Below are 17,413 nucleotides of genomic sequence, written 5' to 3' on the forward strand. Positions count from 1 at the left end.
TATAGTGGATTAAATTTAAATCAGGACAAGGCGACGAAGCCGCAGACAGTACAGATAGTACGGCAAAGCGAGGCAATGCCGTACTGGTTTAAAGTTAATCCACTATATTTGGGAATACTTAAAACCAATGTAGCAATCCGATAGCCATCAACACTGCCGTGATACACGCTAAGAGCGCGCAGATTTGCAGGGCTGTCGAGTTGGCTTTGGGGTAGCCCATCAGATTGGGCAGCGGGTTGGACGGCAATATCATGCCGTAGACGAATTGAAGCAGTCCGCCTGCGACCATAGGCAATGTAAATACCGGCAATATCAGGCTGATGGCGGCAAGTACGAGGCTGATTCTGAACATCCATATCGCCGGATAATGTCCCTTTCCTGCATCATTGCAGCGTTTTTCCAGCCAAGTGCTTTGATAGTGCAGCAGACCGTAAAGGGCGATGGCAAAGACATGCACTGCGCCGCCGACCTGCCGGTTGATGCCGCATTGACCCAAGCATGATTGGGTAATCCACAGCAATAGTGCGGACACTGCGCTGATGCCCAGCAAAATGGGCAGGTTTACTGCCGCAAAGCGCGTACGGCTGGCGCGGCGGTTGTCGAAGGGATCGGGCCTTTCGTCATACAGGATGAAGCCGTCAGGTTCTTCGGAGTATGTGTTCATGATGTGGTGTGGTGAGTGATGATTTAATTGTAATGTGGTGTGGTTTTGCGTTTTCAGACGACGTCTTTGAATGGTTTATCAAACGTCGTCTGATAATAAAGGTACAGCTTTGTATTTTAATGGCGATGCAGTTTAAACAGCAGCTTTCCGTCGCTGTTTCAGACGACCCCTGTTCCTTACCAATTCACGCGTACTGCCCTGCTGCCGAGCAGTTTTTCCAGTTCGTCGAATAACGCAGAGCTCGGCGTCACCATCCATTTCGGCGGCACTTGAAACTTGCCCGACGCTTTGTCGTTGCTGTACGACAGTTGCAGCGGGATGTGCGACGTGTCGGGCAGGCGGTGGGCGGTGAGGATAGCGGCGAGGCGTTCGATGTCGTGGCCGGGGGCGAGGGCGAGACTGAGGCTGCGGGCGTAACGTTCGCGCGCCATTTGCAGGGTCATGACTTGGTTTGCCATGATGCGCAGCCCGTCGCCGCCGCCGTAATCATCGCGGCTGACTTTGGATTCGATAATCAGCACTTGGTCGGATTTGAGGTAGTCGGCGCAGTTTTCCAGCGTCTGGCCGCTGACCATGATTTCAATCTGTCCGCTCAAATCTTCGAGGCTGACGAAGGCGATTTTGCCGCGTTTGCCCATCATGGTGCGCACGGCGGTAACGAATCCGGCGAGGCGCACGCTGTCTTGCGGTTTCAGACGACCTAATTTGGTCGGGGCGATTTGGCGGACTTCTTGGGCATACGGGCCGAAGGGGTGGCCGGACAGGTAAAAGCCGATGACGGTTTTTTCTTCGGCGAGTTTTTCCGATTCGCTCCACATGGGCGCGTCGATGAGCTGCACCGGTTCGATGGCGTCTTCCATCATGTCGAAAAGTCCGCCCTGATTGGCGTTGGCGGCTTTTTGGTCGGCGTTGTTCATGGCGAGGTCGATGTTTGCCAAGAGCATGGCGCGGTTGGGTTCGATGCTGTCGAACGCGCCGCCGCGTATCAGGGCTTCGAGGGTGCGGCGGTTCATGTGTTCTTTGCCGACGCGCTCGCAGAAGTCCAACAGGCCGGTAAACTTGCCGCCGCTTTGACGCGCGGCGATGATGGATTCGACGGCGGCTTCGCCCGTGCCTTTAATCGCGCCGAGTGCGTAGCGGATTTTCATGTTCGGATACGGCGTGAAGCGGTAGTCGGATTCGTTGATGTCGGGCGGCAGGAACTCGATGCCGTTGGCGCGGCAGTCGTCGTAGAAATGTTTGAGCTGGTCGGTGTTGTCCAATTCAGACGACATGGTCGCCGCCATAAATTCGGCGGGGTAATGGGCTTTGAGCCATGCGGTCTGGTAGGAAATCAGGGCGTAGGCGGCGGCGTGGGATTTGTTGAAACCGTAGCCGGCGAATTTTTCCATGTAGTTGAAGATTTCGTCGGATTTTTCGCGCGAAATGCCTTGTTTTGCCGCGCCTTCGGCGAAGATTTCGCGGTGTTTCACCATTTCTTCGGGCTTTTTCTTACCCATGGCGCGGCGCAGCAAGTCCGCGCCGCCGAGCGAGTAGCCGCCGATAATCTGCGCCGCCTGCATCACTTGTTCCTGATACACCATAATCCCGTAGGTCGGCGCGAGGATGCCTTCGAGCAGCGGGTGGATGTATTGGAATTCCTGACCCTTCATACGCGCGACGAAGTCGGGGATGTTGTCCATCGGGCCGGGTCGGTAGAGCGATACGAAGGCGATGAGTTCTTCAAACTTGGTGGTGTGCGCCGTTTTCAGCATTTTTTTCATGCCGGTCGATTCGAACTGGAATACGGCGGTAGTGTTCGCATCGCGGAAGATTTTGTAGGCAGCCTGGTCGTCGAGCGGGATTTTGCCGACATCGACAATATCGCCGGTGGTGTTTTTGATGTTGTTCTGCGCCATTTCGATAATGGTCAGGTTGCGCAGGCCCAAAAAGTCGAACTTCACCAAACCCACGTCTTCCACGTCGCCCTTGTCGTACATGGATACGGGCGAGGCGGATTCGTCCGCCTGATACACGGGGCTGTAATCGGAAATCTTGCCCGGCGCAATCAACACGCCGCCCGCGTGCATACCCAGACCGCGCGTCAGGTCTTCCAGCTTTTTCGCCAGCGTAATCAGTTCGTCCGCTTCTTCCGCCTCGATCAATTCCTGAATTTGCGGCTCCGCCTTCATTGCCTCGTCCAAACCCAAAGGTTTGTTGGCTTCCAGAGGAATCAGCTTCGACAGTTTGTCGCACAGGGTAAACGGCAGTTCCAGCACGCGCCCTACGTCGCGGATCACCGCTTTGGACGACATCGTGCCGAAGGTCACAATCTGGCTCACCGCCTGCGCGCCGTATTTGTCGCGCACATATTCAATCACGCGGCCGCGGTTGCTTTGGCAAAAGTCCACGTCGAAGTCGGGCATGGAGACGCGTTCGGGGTTCAAGAAACGTTCGAACAGCAGCGCGTATTTCAGCGGGTCGAGGTCGGTAATTTTCAGCGAATACGCCACCAGCGAACCCGCGCCCGAACCGCGTCCCGGCCCGACCGGACAGCCGTGCGTTTTCGCCCAGTTGATAAAGTCTTGTACGATAAGGAAATAGCCGGGGAATTTCATCTGGATGATGATGTTCAACTCAAAATCCAGCCGCTCCTGATATTCCGGCATTTTCGCCGCCCGCTCCGCCTCGTCGGGATAAAGCTGAACCATGCGTTCCTGCAAGCCCTCGTTGGACAGTTTCACTAAATAATCATCCAGCGACAGGCCGTCCGGAGTAGGGAAGAGCGGCAGGAAGTTTTTGCCCAGCGTGATATGGATATTGCAGCGTTTGGCAATTTCCACCGTGTTTTCCAAGGCTTCGGGCAAATCGGCGAAACGCTCCAGCATCGTTTCTGGTGGAATGAAAAACTGGCTCGGCGTAAAATCGCGCGGACGTTTCTTGTCCGTCAGCACCCAGCCGCCCGCGATGCACACCCGCGCCTCGTGCGCGTTGAAATCGTCGCGGCTCATAAACTGCGTCGGATGCGTCGCCACCACCGGCAAACCCAATTCCTCCGCCAGCTTTACGCTGCCCGAAACGCAAGCCTCCCATTCGGGACGCTCGGGCAGGCGTTGCAGCTCCAGATAAAACGCATCGGGAAACCACGCCGCATACTTTAACGCCGCCGCACGCGCCGCGTCTTCATTGCCGTTCAAGAGATTCACGCCCACTTCGCCGTAATGCGCGCCGCTCAAACAAATCAAGCCGCTGTTGTCGCCGTTTTCCAGCCATTCGGGATTGAGTTCCGCATGGTGGACATTGCGGTCTTTGCCGACATAAGCCGCCGTCAAAAGCTCGCTCAGGCGCAGATAGCCCGCATCGTTGCGGATAATCAGCATGGCGCGGAACGGCTTGTCGGGCGCATTCGGATTGCCTATCCACACATCCGCCGCACCGACGGGCTTAATCCCCGCGCTGCGGCAGGCTTTATAAAATTTCACCAAACCGAATTCGTTCATCAAATCGCTGATGCCCAAAGCAGGCAAACCGTATTCCTGCGCTTTGGCAATCAGTTTTTTAATCCGCACCATACCGTCGGTAATTGAGAACTCGGTATGCAGGCGCAGCGGGATGTAGGTCGGCTCGGTCATGGCAAAATCGGCGTGAACAATAAAAGGCGTATTGTAGCAGGGTTGGAAAAAGGTCGTCTGAAAACGAACAAAGTGAGTTTCGCTAAAACGAGTGCAGCGGGCTTTCAGACGACCTCAACGGTAGAGGCAGATGGCGGAAGCAGCATGGTATCGGGTTGTTTGGCAATCGGCGGGACTGTGTAACGGTTTCACAAAAATGAAAAGACGACGGTATAAACTGCAAAGGCTGGCAAAGCGGCGGAATAGGAATGATGAATATTGATTTAAATCATACGTCATTGAGGGCTGGTGCGATAATATGAATATGTTATCAAACAACTTCAAACGAAAGGAAAACCATGAAAGCCGTCCGCTTGGTTCTTGCCGCATCTTTGGTTTCTACGCTTGCCGCCTGCGGCAGCTCCTCTTCCGCGCTGTCCGATGCGATAGGCAAAGGCTTTGATCCTAAGGCTAAGGGCGTGAAATACATTACCGTTTTCGAGAGCGTTCCCGAAAACGGCACGATGCAGCTGAGTGCCAACAATAAGGTGCAAACGCTTAAAAAAGGCGACAATTTGGACACCGCCTTTCTGAAGCGCGACAAGATTTCCTATTATGATTACGTCGGCAAAATCAACGTCAACGGACAGGTCATCGATTTGGAACGTGGCGATTTTATGGTTTACAAACAAGACAATTCGGCTGTCGCTGCCAAATATATCAAGCAGAAAGCCGATCCTGCCGACGGCAACAAGCTGAAAGACTTGCAGGCGTATGAATTTAAAGTCGGCGAAGTGCAAGGTAAGGAAATTGCCTTTAAAGACCTGCCGCAACTGGGCCGCTATACCTACCGCGGCATCGCGTTTAACGGCGACGATAATAGCGGCCGCCTGACGTACACCATCGATTTTGAGAAAAAACAAGGTCAGGGCAAAATCAGCGGCATGGCGCCTGATTACAATGTCGATTTGGCTGCCGCCAACATTGCCGCAGCAGGGGCGGGTTCGGCAATCAACGGACGCGCGACGCTCAACAATGAAGACAAAGGCAGCTACCGTTTGAACATTTTCGGCAGCAAGGCCGAAGAGATTGCCGGTAAGGCGCAAGTGAAGGTCGGCGATAAAGAAAAAGACATCGGACTTGCCGGTAAAAAAGAATAATTGAAAGAGACGTGTAAAAGGTCGTCTGAAAACGCGGTTCAACCAAGTTTCAAACTCGGGTTGCCGCTTTTCAGACGACCTTTTTTGATGGGACGGAGTTTGGACGCGGACGGATTGTCCGGCTATGGCAGCCGATATCGGACGGGTCGTCTGAAATCGGATATCAGGCGTAGTGGCCTGCGCCCAAGATGCAGGCTTTGGCTGCGCCGGTCGCATGGTTCGGGCTGCTGGGCGTTCGGTTTATCCAGCACGCGGCGAGCCAGGCAAAAGCGGCGGCTTCGACCCATTGCGGGTCAAGGTGGAGCGCTGCGGTGCTGTTCAATCCGACAGAGGGGGAGAACAGGTCCGCCAAATCCTGCATCAAAACCGGATTGCGGATGCCGCCGCCGCAGACATAGAGATTGCGCGTGTCGGGGGCGGCTGTATCGACGGCGTCGCGGATGGTTTGCGCGGTGTAGCGAACCAAGGTTCTTAAAACATCTTCGGGCTTTTCGCCGCCTTTCAGACGACCTTGAAGCCAGTTTAAGGAGAAAAGCTCCCTGCCCGTACTTTTGGGGTGGGGTCGTCTGAAATAGGGATGGTCGAGCAGGCGGTCCAGCAAATCAGGCAGGATAGTGCCTTGTGCGGCGCGTTGCCCGTTGCGGTCGTATGACTGCTGCCAGTTGTGCTGCATCCACGCGTCCATCAGCATATTGCCGGGACCGGTGTCGAAGCCGAACGCGGCTTGCTGCGGCGGTAAGACGCTGATGTTGGAGATGCCGCCGATATTGAGGACGACGCGGGTTTCCTGCGGATGTTGGAACAGGGCTTGGTGGAAGGCGGGAACCAGCGGCGCGCCTTGTCCGCCCGAAGCCAAATCGCGGCTGCGGAAATCGCCGATGGTAAAAATGCCGGTCAGTTCCGCCAGCAGGGGCAAGTTGGCAAGCTGGATGCTGTAACCGTGTTCGGGGGCGTGGCGGACGGTTTGCCCGTGGCAGCCGATGGCGGTAACGGCTTCGGCGGGCAGGTTTTGTTCTGAGAGGAGGGTGTGGACGGTTTGCGCGTAAAGGCGGCTGAGGGTCTGGGACAGGATATTGCTGCGGTGCAATTCGTTGTCGCCGATATTTTGAAGGTTTAGAAGCTCTTGACGGAGGTCGTCTGAATACGGGGTAAAGGCATGAGCCAGCGCGCCCTGCCATTGATTGCTCTGCATACGAATAAGCACGGCATCTGCACCATCCATGCTGGTGCCGGACATGATGCCGATATAAAGTTGGGTATTCATGGGTTGTGGTTCGGATTAGGCCGTAAAAAAACATTTTAACGCGGTTTTGCGATTTGTCAGGTATTTGGCGCGGCGAAGGTAAATAAATGTTTCAAGAAAGATTGCAAAAAGGTTACAATAGTCCGAAACACATCCGCAATTCTTAAGGAAGCTGATCCTATGGCTCAAACTCAGATGAGTGCCAACTTGAAGCTGATTAATGCTGTCTTTGCCGCTATGCTGGTGGGCATGGTCGGCTATTTTATTTACTGGGGCTTGGGCTATACCCATTACAACCATTCCATATTGTTCATTATCGCTACCATGTTCGGCGTTTTCATGGCGTTTAACGTGGGCGGCAACGATATCGCCAATTCCTTCGGTACCAGCGTCGGCTCCGGTACGCTGACGATTCCCCAGGCTTTGCTGATTGCGGCGGTGTTCGAGGTCAGCGGCGCGGTGATTGCGGGCGGCGAAGTGACCGATACCATACGCAAAGGCATTGTGGATTTGAACGGCATCGACCTTCAGCCTATGCAGTTTGTCTTTATCATGATGTCCGCGCTGCTTGCGGCGGCATTGTGGCTTCTGTTCGCCTCACGCAAAGGCCTGCCCGTTTCCACTACCCACGCCATTATCGGCGGTATCGTCGGCAGCGCGGTCTGCATGGCGGTGATGAACAATATGAACGCGGGCGATCTGATTCAATGGAGCAAATTGGGCGAAATCGCCCTGTCTTGGGTTTTGTCCCCCATTTTGGGCGGTACGGTTTCCTATTTACTGTTTTCCAGAGTGAAGAAAAACGTTTTGGATTACAACGCTTGGGCGGAAGGCACGCTCAAGGGCATCAAGCAAGAAAAAAAGGCTTACAAAGAACAGCACCGCCTGTTTTTTGAAGCCTTGAGCGAAAGCGAAAAAGTCGAATACGCCACCAAAATGGCGCACGACGCGCAAATCTACGACGAGCCGGATTTTGATCCCGCCGATCTGAAAAGCGACTACTACCGCGGCCTGTACGATTTGGACAACCGCAAAAACAACGTCGACTCCTATAAAGCCCTTCATTCTTGGGTTCCCTTTATCGCCTCTTTCGGCGGGATGATGATTGCCGCCATGCTGATTTTCAAAGGGTTGAACAATCTTCACTTAGGCATGAGCAATGTCAACAGCTTCCTGACCATCTTCATGATCGGCGCGGCAGTGTGGATGGGTACGTTCGTATTCGCCAAAAGCCTGAAGCGCAAAGATTTGGATAAATCCACTTTTCAAATGTTTTCATGGATGCAGGTATTTACCGCCTGCGGCTTCGCCTTCAGCCACGGCGCGAACGATATTGCCAACGCCATCGGCCCGTTTGCCGCCATTATGGACGCATTGCGTACCAACAGCATTACCTCTCAAAACGCCGTTCCGCCGATTGCCATGCTGACATTCGGTATCGCCTTGATTGTCGGCTTGTGGTTTGTCGGTAAAGAAGTGATTAAAACCGTCGGCAGCAGCTTGGCGGAAATGCACCCCGCTTCGGGCTTTACCGCCGAACTCTCCGCCGCCGCCGTCGTGATGGCCGCCTCCTTTATGGGGCTGCCCGTATCCAGTACCCATATTTTGGTCGGCGCGGTACTCGGCATCGGTTTGGTCAACCGCAACGCCAACTGGAAGCTGATGAAACCCATCGGCTTGGCATGGGTCATTACCCTGCCTGCCGCCGCCATCCTGTCCGTGACCTGCTACCTGATTCTGCAAGCCCTGTTCTAATCGGATTGCTACACAAAAGGTCGTCTGAAAGCACTGTTCCCGCTTTCAGACGACCTTTTTTATGGCAAAATCAAGATAAAAGAGAGGCAAGATAAGTGTTCGACCGGTTTGGTTCGGAACGTAGAACGTTGCCGTCTAAACGAAAAGAACGATGATTGGACGCAATTTTTAGATATTTTCTTGAAGTTTGTTTGCTCAAACCCTTTTGAAATGTTCCCAAACCGGTTTGCAGTTTTCCGGCAGCTCGGGACACGCGCCGAGGATGCCGCCGCTGAAGTCGTTTAAGCGGTGGAAGTCGCTGCCCGCGCTGGCGAGCATGCCGAAGCGTTCTGCCAGCAGCGCGTAGTTGAGTCGGTCGTTTTTGCAGCAGTTGCCACTGTGGACTTCGATGCCCACGCCGCCGAGGTTTTTAAATTCTTCAAACAGATTGCGCTTGGCGGTGGCGGACAAGTCGTAGCGCATGGGGTGGGCGATGACCGCCATGCCGCCCGCACCGTTGACGGCGGAGACGCAGTCTGCCAGCGTCGCCCATTCGTGGTGGACGGCGCAGGGTTTGCCGTCGCCCAAGTATTTGGTGAACGCCTGCTGCTTGTTTTTGACGTGTCCCGCTCGGATGAGGAACTCGGCGATGTGGGTGCGGCTGACCATTTCTTTGTTTGCCGCCAGCGCGAGCGCACCGTCGTATGCGCCGCTGATGCCTTTCTTTTCGAGCTTGGCGGCGATGGCTTCAAGGCGTTTCAGACGGCCTTGCCGTACTTGCGCCAACAGGTTTTGCAGGTTTTCGTCTTGTTCGTCGAAATCCAAACCGACAACGTGTATGGTACGCCCGCGCCAAGTTACGGAGATTTCCACGCCGTTGACAAAACGCAGCCCGAGCTTGTCGGATTCGGCGCGCGCTTCGGCGATGCCGCCGGTGTGGTCGTGGTCGGTCAACGCCAGCAGCGTGCAGCCGTTTTGATGCGCGAGGCGCACGACTTCGGCGGGGGAGAGCATACCGTCGGAAACGGTGGAATGGCAGTGCAGGTCTATCATGGGGCGTTATGTGTGTGGTGAATGAAGGGCGGAGACGGTCATGTTGAAAACCGAGTCGGACAAAGGTCGTCTGAAATCCAGTAGTTCGGATTTTTGAATCCGACATTTCAAATCCTGCCGTAATGATTTGAATGGACGAAATATTAGAAGCTTTGTCGGATGCCACTATCCGAGCAGCGGTGTTTAACAATAAAAGGTCGTCTGAAAACGCGGTTTCATCCAGCCAAACCGTTTTCAGACGACCTTTCCGCTGTCTTCGTCGTCCGTCCAACCCGCTTCTTTCAATTTCCGCCGTTGCGCATCGTAGCGGGCTTTTTCCGTCCAATAAACCGTCTGGATGCAGACATCGCCGCAGTCGCTGCCGCAGCATTCCCACGATTCGGGGCGGACGGGTTCGTCTAAAAGCGGCTCGCCCAAGAGGGCTTCGGCTTTATTCTTCAGGGTCGTATCCATCGGCGATTTCCAAGCGCGCGCCGTCAAACTCGATGACTTCGCCGCCGCGTATTTTGGCGGTTTTGCGGGTTTCGGTTTCGCCGTTGCGCAACACCAGCCCTTCGGCGATAAACGCTTTCGCCTGCCCGCCGCTTTCGGCAAGTCCGGCGAGCTTCAAGAGGTCGCATAAGGCGATGTATTCGTTGTCTTCGAGATAGACGGTGGCTTCCATGAATTTTCCTGTAATGGGTTCGGATGCGTGAAATTGTAGCATAGGTCGTCTGAAAGCCGTTTCAGACGACCGCGGCTTCTGTATCAGCGTTGCAATTCGCGTTGTAAGGCCCTGCAAGCGGCATCGTTTTCGCCCATGCAGGAACGTTGCAGTGCCTCCAGCCGCTCTTGGCGTTTGGCTGCGCGGTCTTCCGCCGTTTGATTGCGCATTTCCTCTTCGGTTTCTTTGGCGTTGCGGCAGGCGTTTTCATAGCCGCCTTTGCAGGCTTTGCGGTAAAGTTCGAGGGCTTTTGGGTAGTCCATGCCCAAACCGCTGTATGGGTCTAAATAGAGGTTTGCCAATACGTTGCAGCCCTTCATGTTTTTGCCGTCGCAGGCTTTTTTCAGCGGCAGGTAGGCATCGGCGGGGCTTTCCAGATAGTCGCGGGTCCAAATGCCGAGTGTGACGCAACTGTCGAGCTGGTTGCGCGTGCATTGCGTGATCAGGTTTTGATAGGCTTCGTCGTCGTAGTCTTCGGCGTATGCTGCCGGCAGTAGTCCGAGCAGAAGGGCGAACAGTAGGGAGGTTTGGGCGGGTTTCATGGTTTCTCAAGAACCTTTGTGCGGATAAGGGTTTGTCGGCGGTTTCGTAGCGTGAAGGTGGGAGCGATATCAACGTTAACTTATTCGGCTTTTCAAAAGAGATTTGACTGCCGCCTAATCTGTTGCATCTTTGCAAAAGGTCGTCTGAAAACGTTCAGACGACCTTTGGGTTTTATTTGCAGGTTTTCATATTCAGGCTGCCGTAGCGGCCGACGATGTTGCGGATTTCCTGTGCGTCTTTTTCATCGACCGACATGAAGATGACGGTCATGCGGGAGACGCTGAGGGTGCTGTCGGCAGCGTTGCCTTTGTCGTCTTGTTCGACGATGCGCGCGCCGCCGAAACCTGCTGCGGACAGGCGCGAGATGAGGACTTGGGCGGAGGAGCGGCTTTTCATGACGCCGAGGCTGATTTCGCCGTTGTGAAGCGTGCCGTTGAAGCCTTTGTTACCGAGTGCTTCGAGGCGGTTCATGGCTTCGCTGTCGGCAGGCAGCACGACGCGGAAGGTTTTGGCGGCGTGGTCTTTCGATGCGCCGCGTTTTTCTACGGTGCGGCTGGCGGCGTGCGGCCAACGGGTCAGCAGGCCTTTGATGCGGTGGTAGTCGTCTTCATCCAGGGTAACGCTGGCGTTAGACGTACATTGGCGGGCGGCGGCTGTGTTTTTGGCGGCGGGATTTTCGTTGGCGGCAGCAGCCGGGTTGGTGTTTTCGGCGGCGGCTTTTTCTTTTTCGCGGCGGGCTTTTTCTTCACGTTCTTTTTTTTCTTTTTCGCGGCGCGCCTGTTCCTCTTCTTCTTTTTTCTTGCGTTCGGCTATGGCTTCTTCGGATTCGGGCTCGGGCAGGTCGGCTTGTGTTTCGTCGGTTTGCAGCCAGTCGGGTTGCGCGTTGTCGGCAGGCGCGGGGGCTTGCTGCGGGCGCAGGGATTCAGGTTGGGCGAGTTCGTGGGCACCGCCTTCTACGGGCGCGGCGTTGGGGGATTTGGCGTTGTTGAGGCGGTGCGTAATCATGCCGCCGAAGACGATGATGTTGAGTGCCACGAGGGCGGCGAAAAGCCATTTCATGAGTTGTTTTCCTTTTTTGTGTTCGGTTGCCGTTGCGGTGTGCGGGCGGTTTTGTGTTGTTATTGGTTGTGGCGGATCGGCATCAAAACCAATCGGCTGAAGTTTGCTGCGTCTGAAGGTCGTCTGAAAAGCGGTGTTGCGTTTCAGACGACCTTTTTGAATCTGCGCTACGGTATGGCTGCTTATTCGGGCAATTTATCAGGCTGTTCCTGCTCTTGCGCGACCCAGTTCAATAAGCCGTAAATGACGAGATTATCTACAATTTTTACTGTATTGTCCAAAACAAACTGCTTGGGCAGGGCGTTGACAACTTTGCTTGCGCCGCCGCCGGTGATGATGACGTCGACGGGTTTGTCTTCGCCCGTTTTTTGTTGCAGCCGCCCGTGCATCATGATGACGGCTCCGCAAACGGCATCCATCATGCCGCTGGTGATGGCGTTGGGCGTGGTGGTGGGGAAGGGGTACACTTTTCCGGCTGGGCGGTCGAGGTTGGCGGTTTTGGCGGCGAGTGCTTCTTTCATGAGGTGGAAGCCGGGCATGATGGTGCCGCCGAGATAATGGTTGTCTTCGGTGAGCGCGTCGGTGGTTACGGCAGTGCCGCAGCTGACGACGACACAGGCGTTTTGGCTGAAACGGCGGCTGCCCAAGGCGTTGAACCAGCGGTCGGAGCCGTGTTCGGCGGGGTTGCGGTAGTGGTTGCGGATGCCGAGCGCCTGCGGCATGGAGGGCAGCCAGCGGACGGGCGCGGTCAGGTGGGCTTCGACCAGGGCTTTTTTGAGGTCGCCGCACACGGCGCAGCCGACGATGCGGGTGCGGTCGTCTGAACGCGCTGCCCATTCTTCGCCGAGCTTGCTCAAATCGCGGTACGGCGCACGGGTGACTTCGTTGAACACGCCGTTTTCCACCCATGCCCATTTGAGCTGGCTGTTGCCGCCGTCGAGCAGGAGGAGGCGTTCGGGCGGGCGCGGCGCGGCGGTGCGGGGCGTGTCGTCGAGGCGCAGGCTGATTTCGCCGCTGACGACGGTTTGTTCGCCTGCGGCTGTCATCAGGTGCAACGCGCCTTGCGCATCGACATTGAGTACGGTGCCTTCGTTTACGGTTTGCCCGTCGCGCAGGAGCAGGACGGGTCTGCCGTGGTCGCGGTGGGCGGTTTGGTATTCTTCGAGGAAGGGGGTGAACCCGTCTTGCGCGTATTGCGTCAGCACGGCATTGAGTTCGCCCAATAATTTGTCCAACAGCGTTGAAGCGGGAATGCAGTGTACGGAGGCGGTGCCGCGGGCAAGCTGCGCGTTGTGAAAAAGGGCTTGGACGGAGGCGGCGTTTTCGACTTCTTTGGGCAGGACGAAATTGATGCCTATGCCGATGACGGCGGCGGTTTTGCCCTCGTTGCGGACGGTTTCGATCAGGATACCGCCGAGTTTGTCCCTGCCGGCGACCAAATCGTTCGGCCACTTGATTTGTATGTCCAAACCCGATGCGGCTAAGGCGCGACGGCAGGCGAGCGCGACGGCGGGGGCGAGTGAGCCGAGTTCGTGCTGCGGTTTGTCGAATACCCAGCCGAAGCTGAACATCAGGCATTCGCCCAGCCGGTGTGTCCACTTGCGTCCCTGCCGCCCGCGGCCTTTGGTTTGCAGATGCGCGACGCAGAGCGATTTATGGGCTTGTTCGGGCGAAGTGCGCGCCAGATTCAGGATTTCGTCGTTGCTGGACGTGCATTCATGTTTTAAGGTCGTCTGAAAACCGCGTTCCGCGCCCAAACGCTGCAAGGCTTCTTCGTCAAACAAGGCAAGCGGGCGCACGAGCCGCCACTGCCCGTCGTGCTGGCGCAGCAGTCCGCGGATGTGTGCGGGCATCTGTTGCCAAAAGCCGTTGAGTTGGTGCGGCTTCACGCCCGCGATACGCGCGAGATGGGAAACGTGTTGCGGCAGACCGTCGGCAAGTTCCGCCAAAACCCGACTGTGCGGCAGTTTCAGCGCGGTCATTTGCCGCCCTCGGCTGCGCGGATTTTTTCCAGCGTTTTCGTGGTGGAAGTCTGGTGCAGGAACGGAATGGAAAACACTTTGCCGCCGCGCGCCAGCGTTTCTTGCGCGCCGACGATTTTTTCGACCGGCCAGTCGCCGCCCTTAATCAGGATGTCGGGTTTGATTTGCTCAATCAGCTCGGCTGGCGTGTCTTCGTCAAACCAAGTAACCAAATCCACGCTTGCCAATGCCGCCGCCACCGCCGCGCGGTTTTCCAGCGGATTGACGGGGCGGTCGTCCCCCTTGCCCAAACGGCGCACGGACGCATCCGTGTTCAAAGCCAGCACCAACGCCGCCCCCGCCGACCGAGCCTGCGCCAGATAGGTAACATGCCCCCTGTGCAGAATATCGAAACAGCCGTTGGTAAACACCAGCGGGCGGGGCAGTTCGTGCAGACGTTGCGCCAATTCTTCGGGCGGACAGATTTTGCGTTCGAAATCGGGGAGGGACCAGTCAGACATAATCGGGATTCCGTTGGGGATAAACAGACAGGCGGTATGATACCGAAGCGGGCGGAAAAGGTAAATTTGAGGGGGAGGGTAAGGGGTCGTCTGAAAAGGCGGAATTCGACAAAATTGCCACTTTGGCGTTGTCCCTGTATGCGGCGGTTTGTTCGGCATCACGTCATGCAACCATGAACGATGAGCTTGGAAATGGAAAAAGCCGGAATCTGCGGGAAGCAGAATCCGGCTTGTCTAGGTCGTCTGAAAATGGCTAGGACATCCCCAAGGTTGGAAGGCGGTTCAACCCGGTTTCAGGTTTTCAGACGACCTTTTGTTCAGACAGTCAAACGATGGGTTTAATCGTCGTCGTAATCGTAGTAATCATCGTCCCAGTCGCGGTAGTGTTTGCGGTGGTGATGTTTATGTTTGTGTTTTTTGTAGTACGTATCGCGGTAGTACGGATCGCCGTAGCCGTAACCGTCGTAGCCGTAGTAGCGGGATTCGCGGTAACGGCGGTCGCGCAAGGCGATATCGTTGTCTTTTTGATTCATTTTTTTATTGTGGTAGGCGTAGGCGTTGCCTGCCAAGCCGCCCGCCACTGCGCCGATGATCGCGCTTTGTCCGTCGTTGCCCAATAGACCGCCCAAGGCTGCGCCTGCTGCTGCGCCGGCAAGGGTGGCTTTTTTCTGGTTTGCCGTGCCTCGCGCTTCCGCGTGGATGGCGGGGAGGCTGAGGCTGGCGGCGAGCAATACCGCCATAAGTGGTTTCATGGTCATTGTTTCTTCCTTTCGTGAAACACGGCAGATGCCGGAGTTATAGTGGATTAAAATAAAAATGAGACAAGGCGGCAACGCCCGCCGTGTACGGGTAGTACATAAGGGCGTTGGCAACGCCGTATCATTGCAATTTTAATCCACTATATTTTCATTATAATCAGCCCTTTGTTTACCTTCGCCCGCCTGTGGAAAATTAGCGTAAACAAATGTTGCTTTTGTTCGGTACGGTTACTCGGCTGATAGACGGAAAGCTTGGTCTGTCTTGGATTTGGCGGCAATAAAACGCCCCGAAGCCGCAATGCGGTTTCGGGGCGTTTGGGTTTCAGACGACCTGTGCGGTGTCTGCAACACTTGTTGGGAAAAAGCCTATTCTTCAGGCAGCCGCCATACGGACAGAATGAATCCGCCCCAAATGACGACGAGTGCGATAATCATCATGACGATGGCTGAGGTACTCATTCTTTGTCTCCTTGTTCATGTTCGTGTTCGTCTTTGACGTTGAAGTTTTGACCATGCTTCCAAGGCAGAAGCGACAGCACCACGGAGATGACAATCAGACCGATCGACATGCCCCAGCCGAAGATATTGAGGAAATCGCTGGGATATTTCGAGTAGTTTTCTTTAAGCAGGCCGATTGTGTCTTGGTACAACATATAGCCGAGCATGGCAACGGTAAAGATGACGCTGGCAGTCCAAATCGCACCGACGCGGACGGAGGAGAGCGCGTTCAGGTGGTTGCGCAGTTCGGGCAGTTTGCGCAGGGCGATGATGGCCAAAACATAGACGAAGCCGGCGGCGACGATGCCGTAGGTGTTGACGAATTTGTCCAATACGTCCAAAACGGGCAGGCCGGTGGTCGTGCCGAAGAGCAGAGTGGAGATAATGCCCATCGGAATGCAGACGAGCAGGGTAGCGTTGACGCGGCCGATGTTCAATTTGTCCTGAATGGCGGCAACGATGACTTCGACGATGGAAATCATCGAGGTAATGCCTGCGAATACCAACGAACCGAAGAACAATACGCCGATCAGCGCACCCATCGGAGCTTGGTTGATGATGGTTGGGAAGGCGATGAAAGCCAAACCAATGCCGCTGGAAGCAACTTGACTGACGGCTTGTCCATTGGCTTGTGCGATAAAGCCCAGCGCGGCGAATACGCCGATACCGGCGAGCAATTCAAAGCTGCTGTTGGCAAAGCCGACAACCAAGCCGGTACCGCCCAAGTCGGTTTTTTTCTTCAGGTAGGAAGAGTAAGTCACCATGATGCCGAAGCAGATGGAGAGCGAGAAGAAAATCTGACCGTATGCGGCAACCCAGACTCTAGGATCGGAAAGTTTCGACCAGTTGGGCGTAAACAGCGCGTCTAAGCCCTTGGCCGCGCCCGGCAGCGTCAGCGAGATGCCGACCATGATGATGAACATAATCAAAAGCAGCGGCATGAAAAACGACGATGCGCCTGCTACGCCTTTTTGTACGCCCAAAGCCATGATGATGCAGGTAAACAGCCATACGCCGATCAGCGGGCCGACGACTTTGCCGACAAAATCCAAGCCTAAGGCTTCAGGACCTGCCATGTTCAAAAAGTCTTTAAAGAAAAACGCCTGCGGATCTGCGCCCCATGCCGCGTTCAGCGAGTAATACGCATAGCTTGCCGACCAGCCGATGATGACTGCGTAGTAGATACAGATGATGATATTGGCCATGACGTTCCACCAGCCCACAGGCTCGAACCAGCGGCCGAGGCGACGGAAAGCCAGCGGGGGCGAGCCGCGGTAGCGGTGGCCGATGGCGTAGTCGATCAGCAGCAGCGGGATACCCGCAGTCAAGAGTGCGACCAGATAGGGTAGGAGAAACGCACCGCCGCCGTTTTCGAAGGCGATGTAGGGGAAGCGCCAAATGTTGCCCAGGCCGACGGCAGAGCCGATGGCGGCAACCATAAACGCGCGGCGGTTGCTAAACGTCGCGCGTTCGTTTGTTTTGGAATCAGACACGTTGATACCTCTTGCTTTGATGTGGTATGAAAACAGCCGCTTGGCGGCTTACGGTTATAGAAATGAAGTCTGACAGGGGTAATGTCGTCTGAAAAAACAGTCGGCTTGTGGCCTTTGTTTACAATCTATGGCTGTATCGTAAAAAAATTTAACAGGCTTGGCAAGTGGGGAAAACGGATTTTTTAGCTGTATTTCAGGCAGTTTGGGGAAGATGAGGGAAGATGGGATTCAGGATGGGGGGCGTTTTTTCAGACGACCTGTTTTTTCAAAGGGGGTATTTATAGTGGATTAACTTTAAATCAGGACAAGGCGACGAAGCCGCAGACAGTACAGATAGTACGGAACCGATTCACTTGGTGCTTCAGCACCTTAGAGAATCGTTCTCTTTGAGCTAAGGCGAGGTAACGCCGTACTGGTTTAAAGTTAATCCACT

At 55.3% G+C, this 17,413-nt stretch carries 16 protein-coding genes; 3 read left to right on the forward strand and 13 right to left on the reverse strand.

Annotation, left to right across the window (positions count from 1 at the left end; genetic code table 11):
• Window positions 1-118: 118 nt before the first annotated feature.
• Both HMPREF1051_RS11535 and dnaE read right to left on the reverse strand, forming a co-directional pair.
• Window positions 119-664: a hypothetical protein gene (locus HMPREF1051_RS11535; RefSeq protein ID WP_003768920.1), complete on the reverse strand. Its 546-nt coding sequence runs from the start codon at window positions 662-664 to the stop codon at window positions 119-121.
• Between the two features lie 176 nt (window positions 665-840).
• The gene (gene dnaE / locus HMPREF1051_RS11540) at window positions 841-4,275 is read right to left on the reverse strand and encodes a DNA polymerase III subunit alpha (protein WP_003768923.1); all 3,435 of its coding nucleotides are present in this window, start codon (window positions 4,273-4,275) and stop codon (window positions 841-843) included.
• 12 nt (window positions 4,276-4,287) lie between these two features.
• Between dnaE and HMPREF1051_RS14675 the strand changes: the two genes are divergently transcribed.
• Window positions 4,288-4,458 carry a hypothetical protein gene (locus HMPREF1051_RS14675; protein WP_003768918.1) on the forward strand — a complete coding sequence of 57 codons (171 nt, stop codon included), beginning with the start codon at window positions 4,288-4,290 and terminating at the stop codon, window positions 4,456-4,458.
• Between the two features lie 155 nt (window positions 4,459-4,613).
• A complete protein-coding gene (locus tag HMPREF1051_RS11545) occupies window positions 4,614-5,414 on the forward strand; it encodes a factor H-binding protein (RefSeq protein WP_003768926.1) in 801 nt (266 codons plus the stop codon).
• A gap of 163 nt (window positions 5,415-5,577) precedes the next feature.
• Here the strand turns inward: HMPREF1051_RS11545 and HMPREF1051_RS11550 are convergent, their stop codons facing one another.
• Window positions 5,578-6,678 carry an anhydro-N-acetylmuramic acid kinase gene (locus HMPREF1051_RS11550; protein WP_003768932.1) on the reverse strand — a complete coding sequence of 367 codons (1,101 nt, stop codon included), beginning with the start codon at window positions 6,676-6,678 and terminating at the stop codon, window positions 5,578-5,580.
• Between the two features lie 159 nt (window positions 6,679-6,837).
• On the opposite strand from HMPREF1051_RS11550, the gene HMPREF1051_RS11555 reads away from it, so the two are divergent.
• Window positions 6,838-8,412, forward strand: a complete 1,575-nt coding sequence (locus HMPREF1051_RS11555) for an inorganic phosphate transporter (protein WP_003756523.1) — start codon at window positions 6,838-6,840, stop codon at window positions 8,410-8,412.
• A gap of 195 nt (window positions 8,413-8,607) precedes the next feature.
• On the opposite strand, the gene HMPREF1051_RS11560 is transcribed toward HMPREF1051_RS11555, so the two are convergent.
• The 10 genes from HMPREF1051_RS11560 to HMPREF1051_RS11605 all read right to left on the reverse strand — a co-directional run bounded on the left by HMPREF1051_RS11560 (window position 8,608) and on the right by HMPREF1051_RS11605 (window position 16,980).
• A complete protein-coding gene (locus HMPREF1051_RS11560) occupies window positions 8,608-9,444 on the reverse strand; it encodes a PHP domain-containing protein (RefSeq protein ID WP_003768924.1) in 837 nt (278 codons plus the stop codon).
• A gap of 234 nt (window positions 9,445-9,678) precedes the next feature.
• Window positions 9,679-9,897: a hypothetical protein gene (locus tag HMPREF1051_RS11565; protein ID WP_003768917.1), complete on the reverse strand. Its 219-nt coding sequence runs from the start codon at window positions 9,895-9,897 to the stop codon at window positions 9,679-9,681.
• The gene (locus HMPREF1051_RS11570; protein WP_002221492.1) at window positions 9,875-10,108 is read right to left on the reverse strand and encodes an RNA-binding S4 domain-containing protein; all 234 of its coding nucleotides are present in this window, start codon (window positions 10,106-10,108) and stop codon (window positions 9,875-9,877) included. Before HMPREF1051_RS11570 ends, HMPREF1051_RS11565 begins: the two co-directional genes overlap by 23 nt.
• Window positions 10,109-10,191: 83 nt before the next feature.
• Window positions 10,192-10,689 (reverse strand): sel1 repeat family protein, encoded by a 498-nt coding sequence (locus HMPREF1051_RS11575; protein ID WP_003768930.1) that lies wholly within the window; start codon window positions 10,687-10,689, stop codon window positions 10,192-10,194.
• Between the two features lie 172 nt (window positions 10,690-10,861).
• Complete coding sequence (locus HMPREF1051_RS11580; protein WP_003768928.1) at window positions 10,862-11,749, reverse strand: hypothetical protein; 888 nt, start codon at window positions 11,747-11,749, stop codon at window positions 10,862-10,864.
• Between the two features lie 182 nt (window positions 11,750-11,931).
• Window positions 11,932-13,731 (reverse strand): bifunctional biotin--[acetyl-CoA-carboxylase] ligase/type III pantothenate kinase, encoded by a 1,800-nt coding sequence (locus HMPREF1051_RS11585; protein ID WP_003768929.1) that lies wholly within the window; start codon window positions 13,729-13,731, stop codon window positions 11,932-11,934.
• Window positions 13,728-14,231, reverse strand: a complete 504-nt coding sequence (rfaE2, locus tag HMPREF1051_RS11590) for a D-glycero-beta-D-manno-heptose 1-phosphate adenylyltransferase (protein ID WP_003768921.1) — start codon at window positions 14,229-14,231, stop codon at window positions 13,728-13,730. The genes HMPREF1051_RS11585 and rfaE2 overlap by 4 nt, the downstream gene beginning before the upstream one ends.
• Window positions 14,232-14,569: 338 nt before the next feature.
• On the reverse strand, window positions 14,570-14,989 hold the full coding sequence (locus tag HMPREF1051_RS11595) for a glycine zipper domain-containing protein (RefSeq protein WP_003768927.1): 420 nt from the start codon (window positions 14,987-14,989) through the stop codon (window positions 14,570-14,572).
• Window positions 14,990-15,355: 366 nt separating this feature from the next.
• Window positions 15,356-15,448 (reverse strand): methionine/alanine import family NSS transporter small subunit, encoded by a 93-nt coding sequence (locus tag HMPREF1051_RS13785; protein WP_009311042.1) that lies wholly within the window; start codon window positions 15,446-15,448, stop codon window positions 15,356-15,358.
• Entirely contained in the window at window positions 15,445-16,980 is a 1,536-nt protein-coding gene (locus HMPREF1051_RS11605; RefSeq protein WP_003768931.1) for a sodium-dependent transporter, read from the reverse strand. The genes HMPREF1051_RS13785 and HMPREF1051_RS11605 overlap by 4 nt, the downstream gene beginning before the upstream one ends.
• Between the last annotated feature and the right edge of the window lie 433 nt (window positions 16,981-17,413).

Origin of the sequence: Neisseria sicca VK64 (assembly GCF_000260655.1) — a bacterium.
In the GTDB taxonomy this organism is placed as follows: Bacteria; Pseudomonadota; Gammaproteobacteria; order Burkholderiales; family Neisseriaceae; genus Neisseria; species Neisseria sicca_B.

Excerpts from the sequence above, each read along its gene's own strand:
- HMPREF1051_RS11550 (WP_003768932.1), bottom strand. The coding sequence starts at position 6,678 with ATGAATACCCAACTTTATATCGGCATCATGTCCGGCACCAGCATGGAT.
- HMPREF1051_RS11580 (WP_003768928.1), bottom strand. The coding sequence starts at position 11,749 with ATGAAATGGCTTTTCGCCGCCCTCGTGGCACTCAACATCATCGTCTTC.
- HMPREF1051_RS11570 (WP_002221492.1), bottom strand. The coding sequence starts at position 10,108 with ATGGAAGCCACCGTCTATCTCGAAGACAACGAATACATCGCCTTATGC.
- HMPREF1051_RS13785 (WP_009311042.1), bottom strand. The coding sequence starts at position 15,448 with ATGAGTACCTCAGCCATCGTCATGATGATTATCGCACTCGTCGTCATT.
- HMPREF1051_RS11560 (WP_003768924.1), bottom strand. The coding sequence starts at position 9,444 with ATGATAGACCTGCACTGCCATTCCACCGTTTCCGACGGTATGCTCTCC.
- rfaE2 (WP_003768921.1), bottom strand. The coding sequence starts at position 14,231 with ATGTCTGACTGGTCCCTCCCCGATTTCGAACGCAAAATCTGTCCGCCC.
- HMPREF1051_RS11555 (WP_003756523.1), top strand. The coding sequence starts at position 6,838 with ATGGCTCAAACTCAGATGAGTGCCAACTTGAAGCTGATTAATGCTGTC.
- HMPREF1051_RS11585 (WP_003768929.1), bottom strand. The coding sequence starts at position 13,731 with ATGACCGCGCTGAAACTGCCGCACAGTCGGGTTTTGGCGGAACTTGCC.
- HMPREF1051_RS11595 (WP_003768927.1), bottom strand. The coding sequence starts at position 14,989 with ATGACCATGAAACCACTTATGGCGGTATTGCTCGCCGCCAGCCTCAGC.
- dnaE (WP_003768923.1), bottom strand. The coding sequence starts at position 4,275 with ATGACCGAGCCGACCTACATCCCGCTGCGCCTGCATACCGAGTTCTCA.
- HMPREF1051_RS11565 (WP_003768917.1), bottom strand. The coding sequence starts at position 9,897 with ATGGATACGACCCTGAAGAATAAAGCCGAAGCCCTCTTGGGCGAGCCG.
- HMPREF1051_RS11545 (WP_003768926.1), top strand. The coding sequence starts at position 4,614 with ATGAAAGCCGTCCGCTTGGTTCTTGCCGCATCTTTGGTTTCTACGCTT.
- HMPREF1051_RS11535 (WP_003768920.1), bottom strand. The coding sequence starts at position 664 with ATGAACACATACTCCGAAGAACCTGACGGCTTCATCCTGTATGACGAA.
- HMPREF1051_RS11575 (WP_003768930.1), bottom strand. The coding sequence starts at position 10,689 with ATGAAACCCGCCCAAACCTCCCTACTGTTCGCCCTTCTGCTCGGACTA.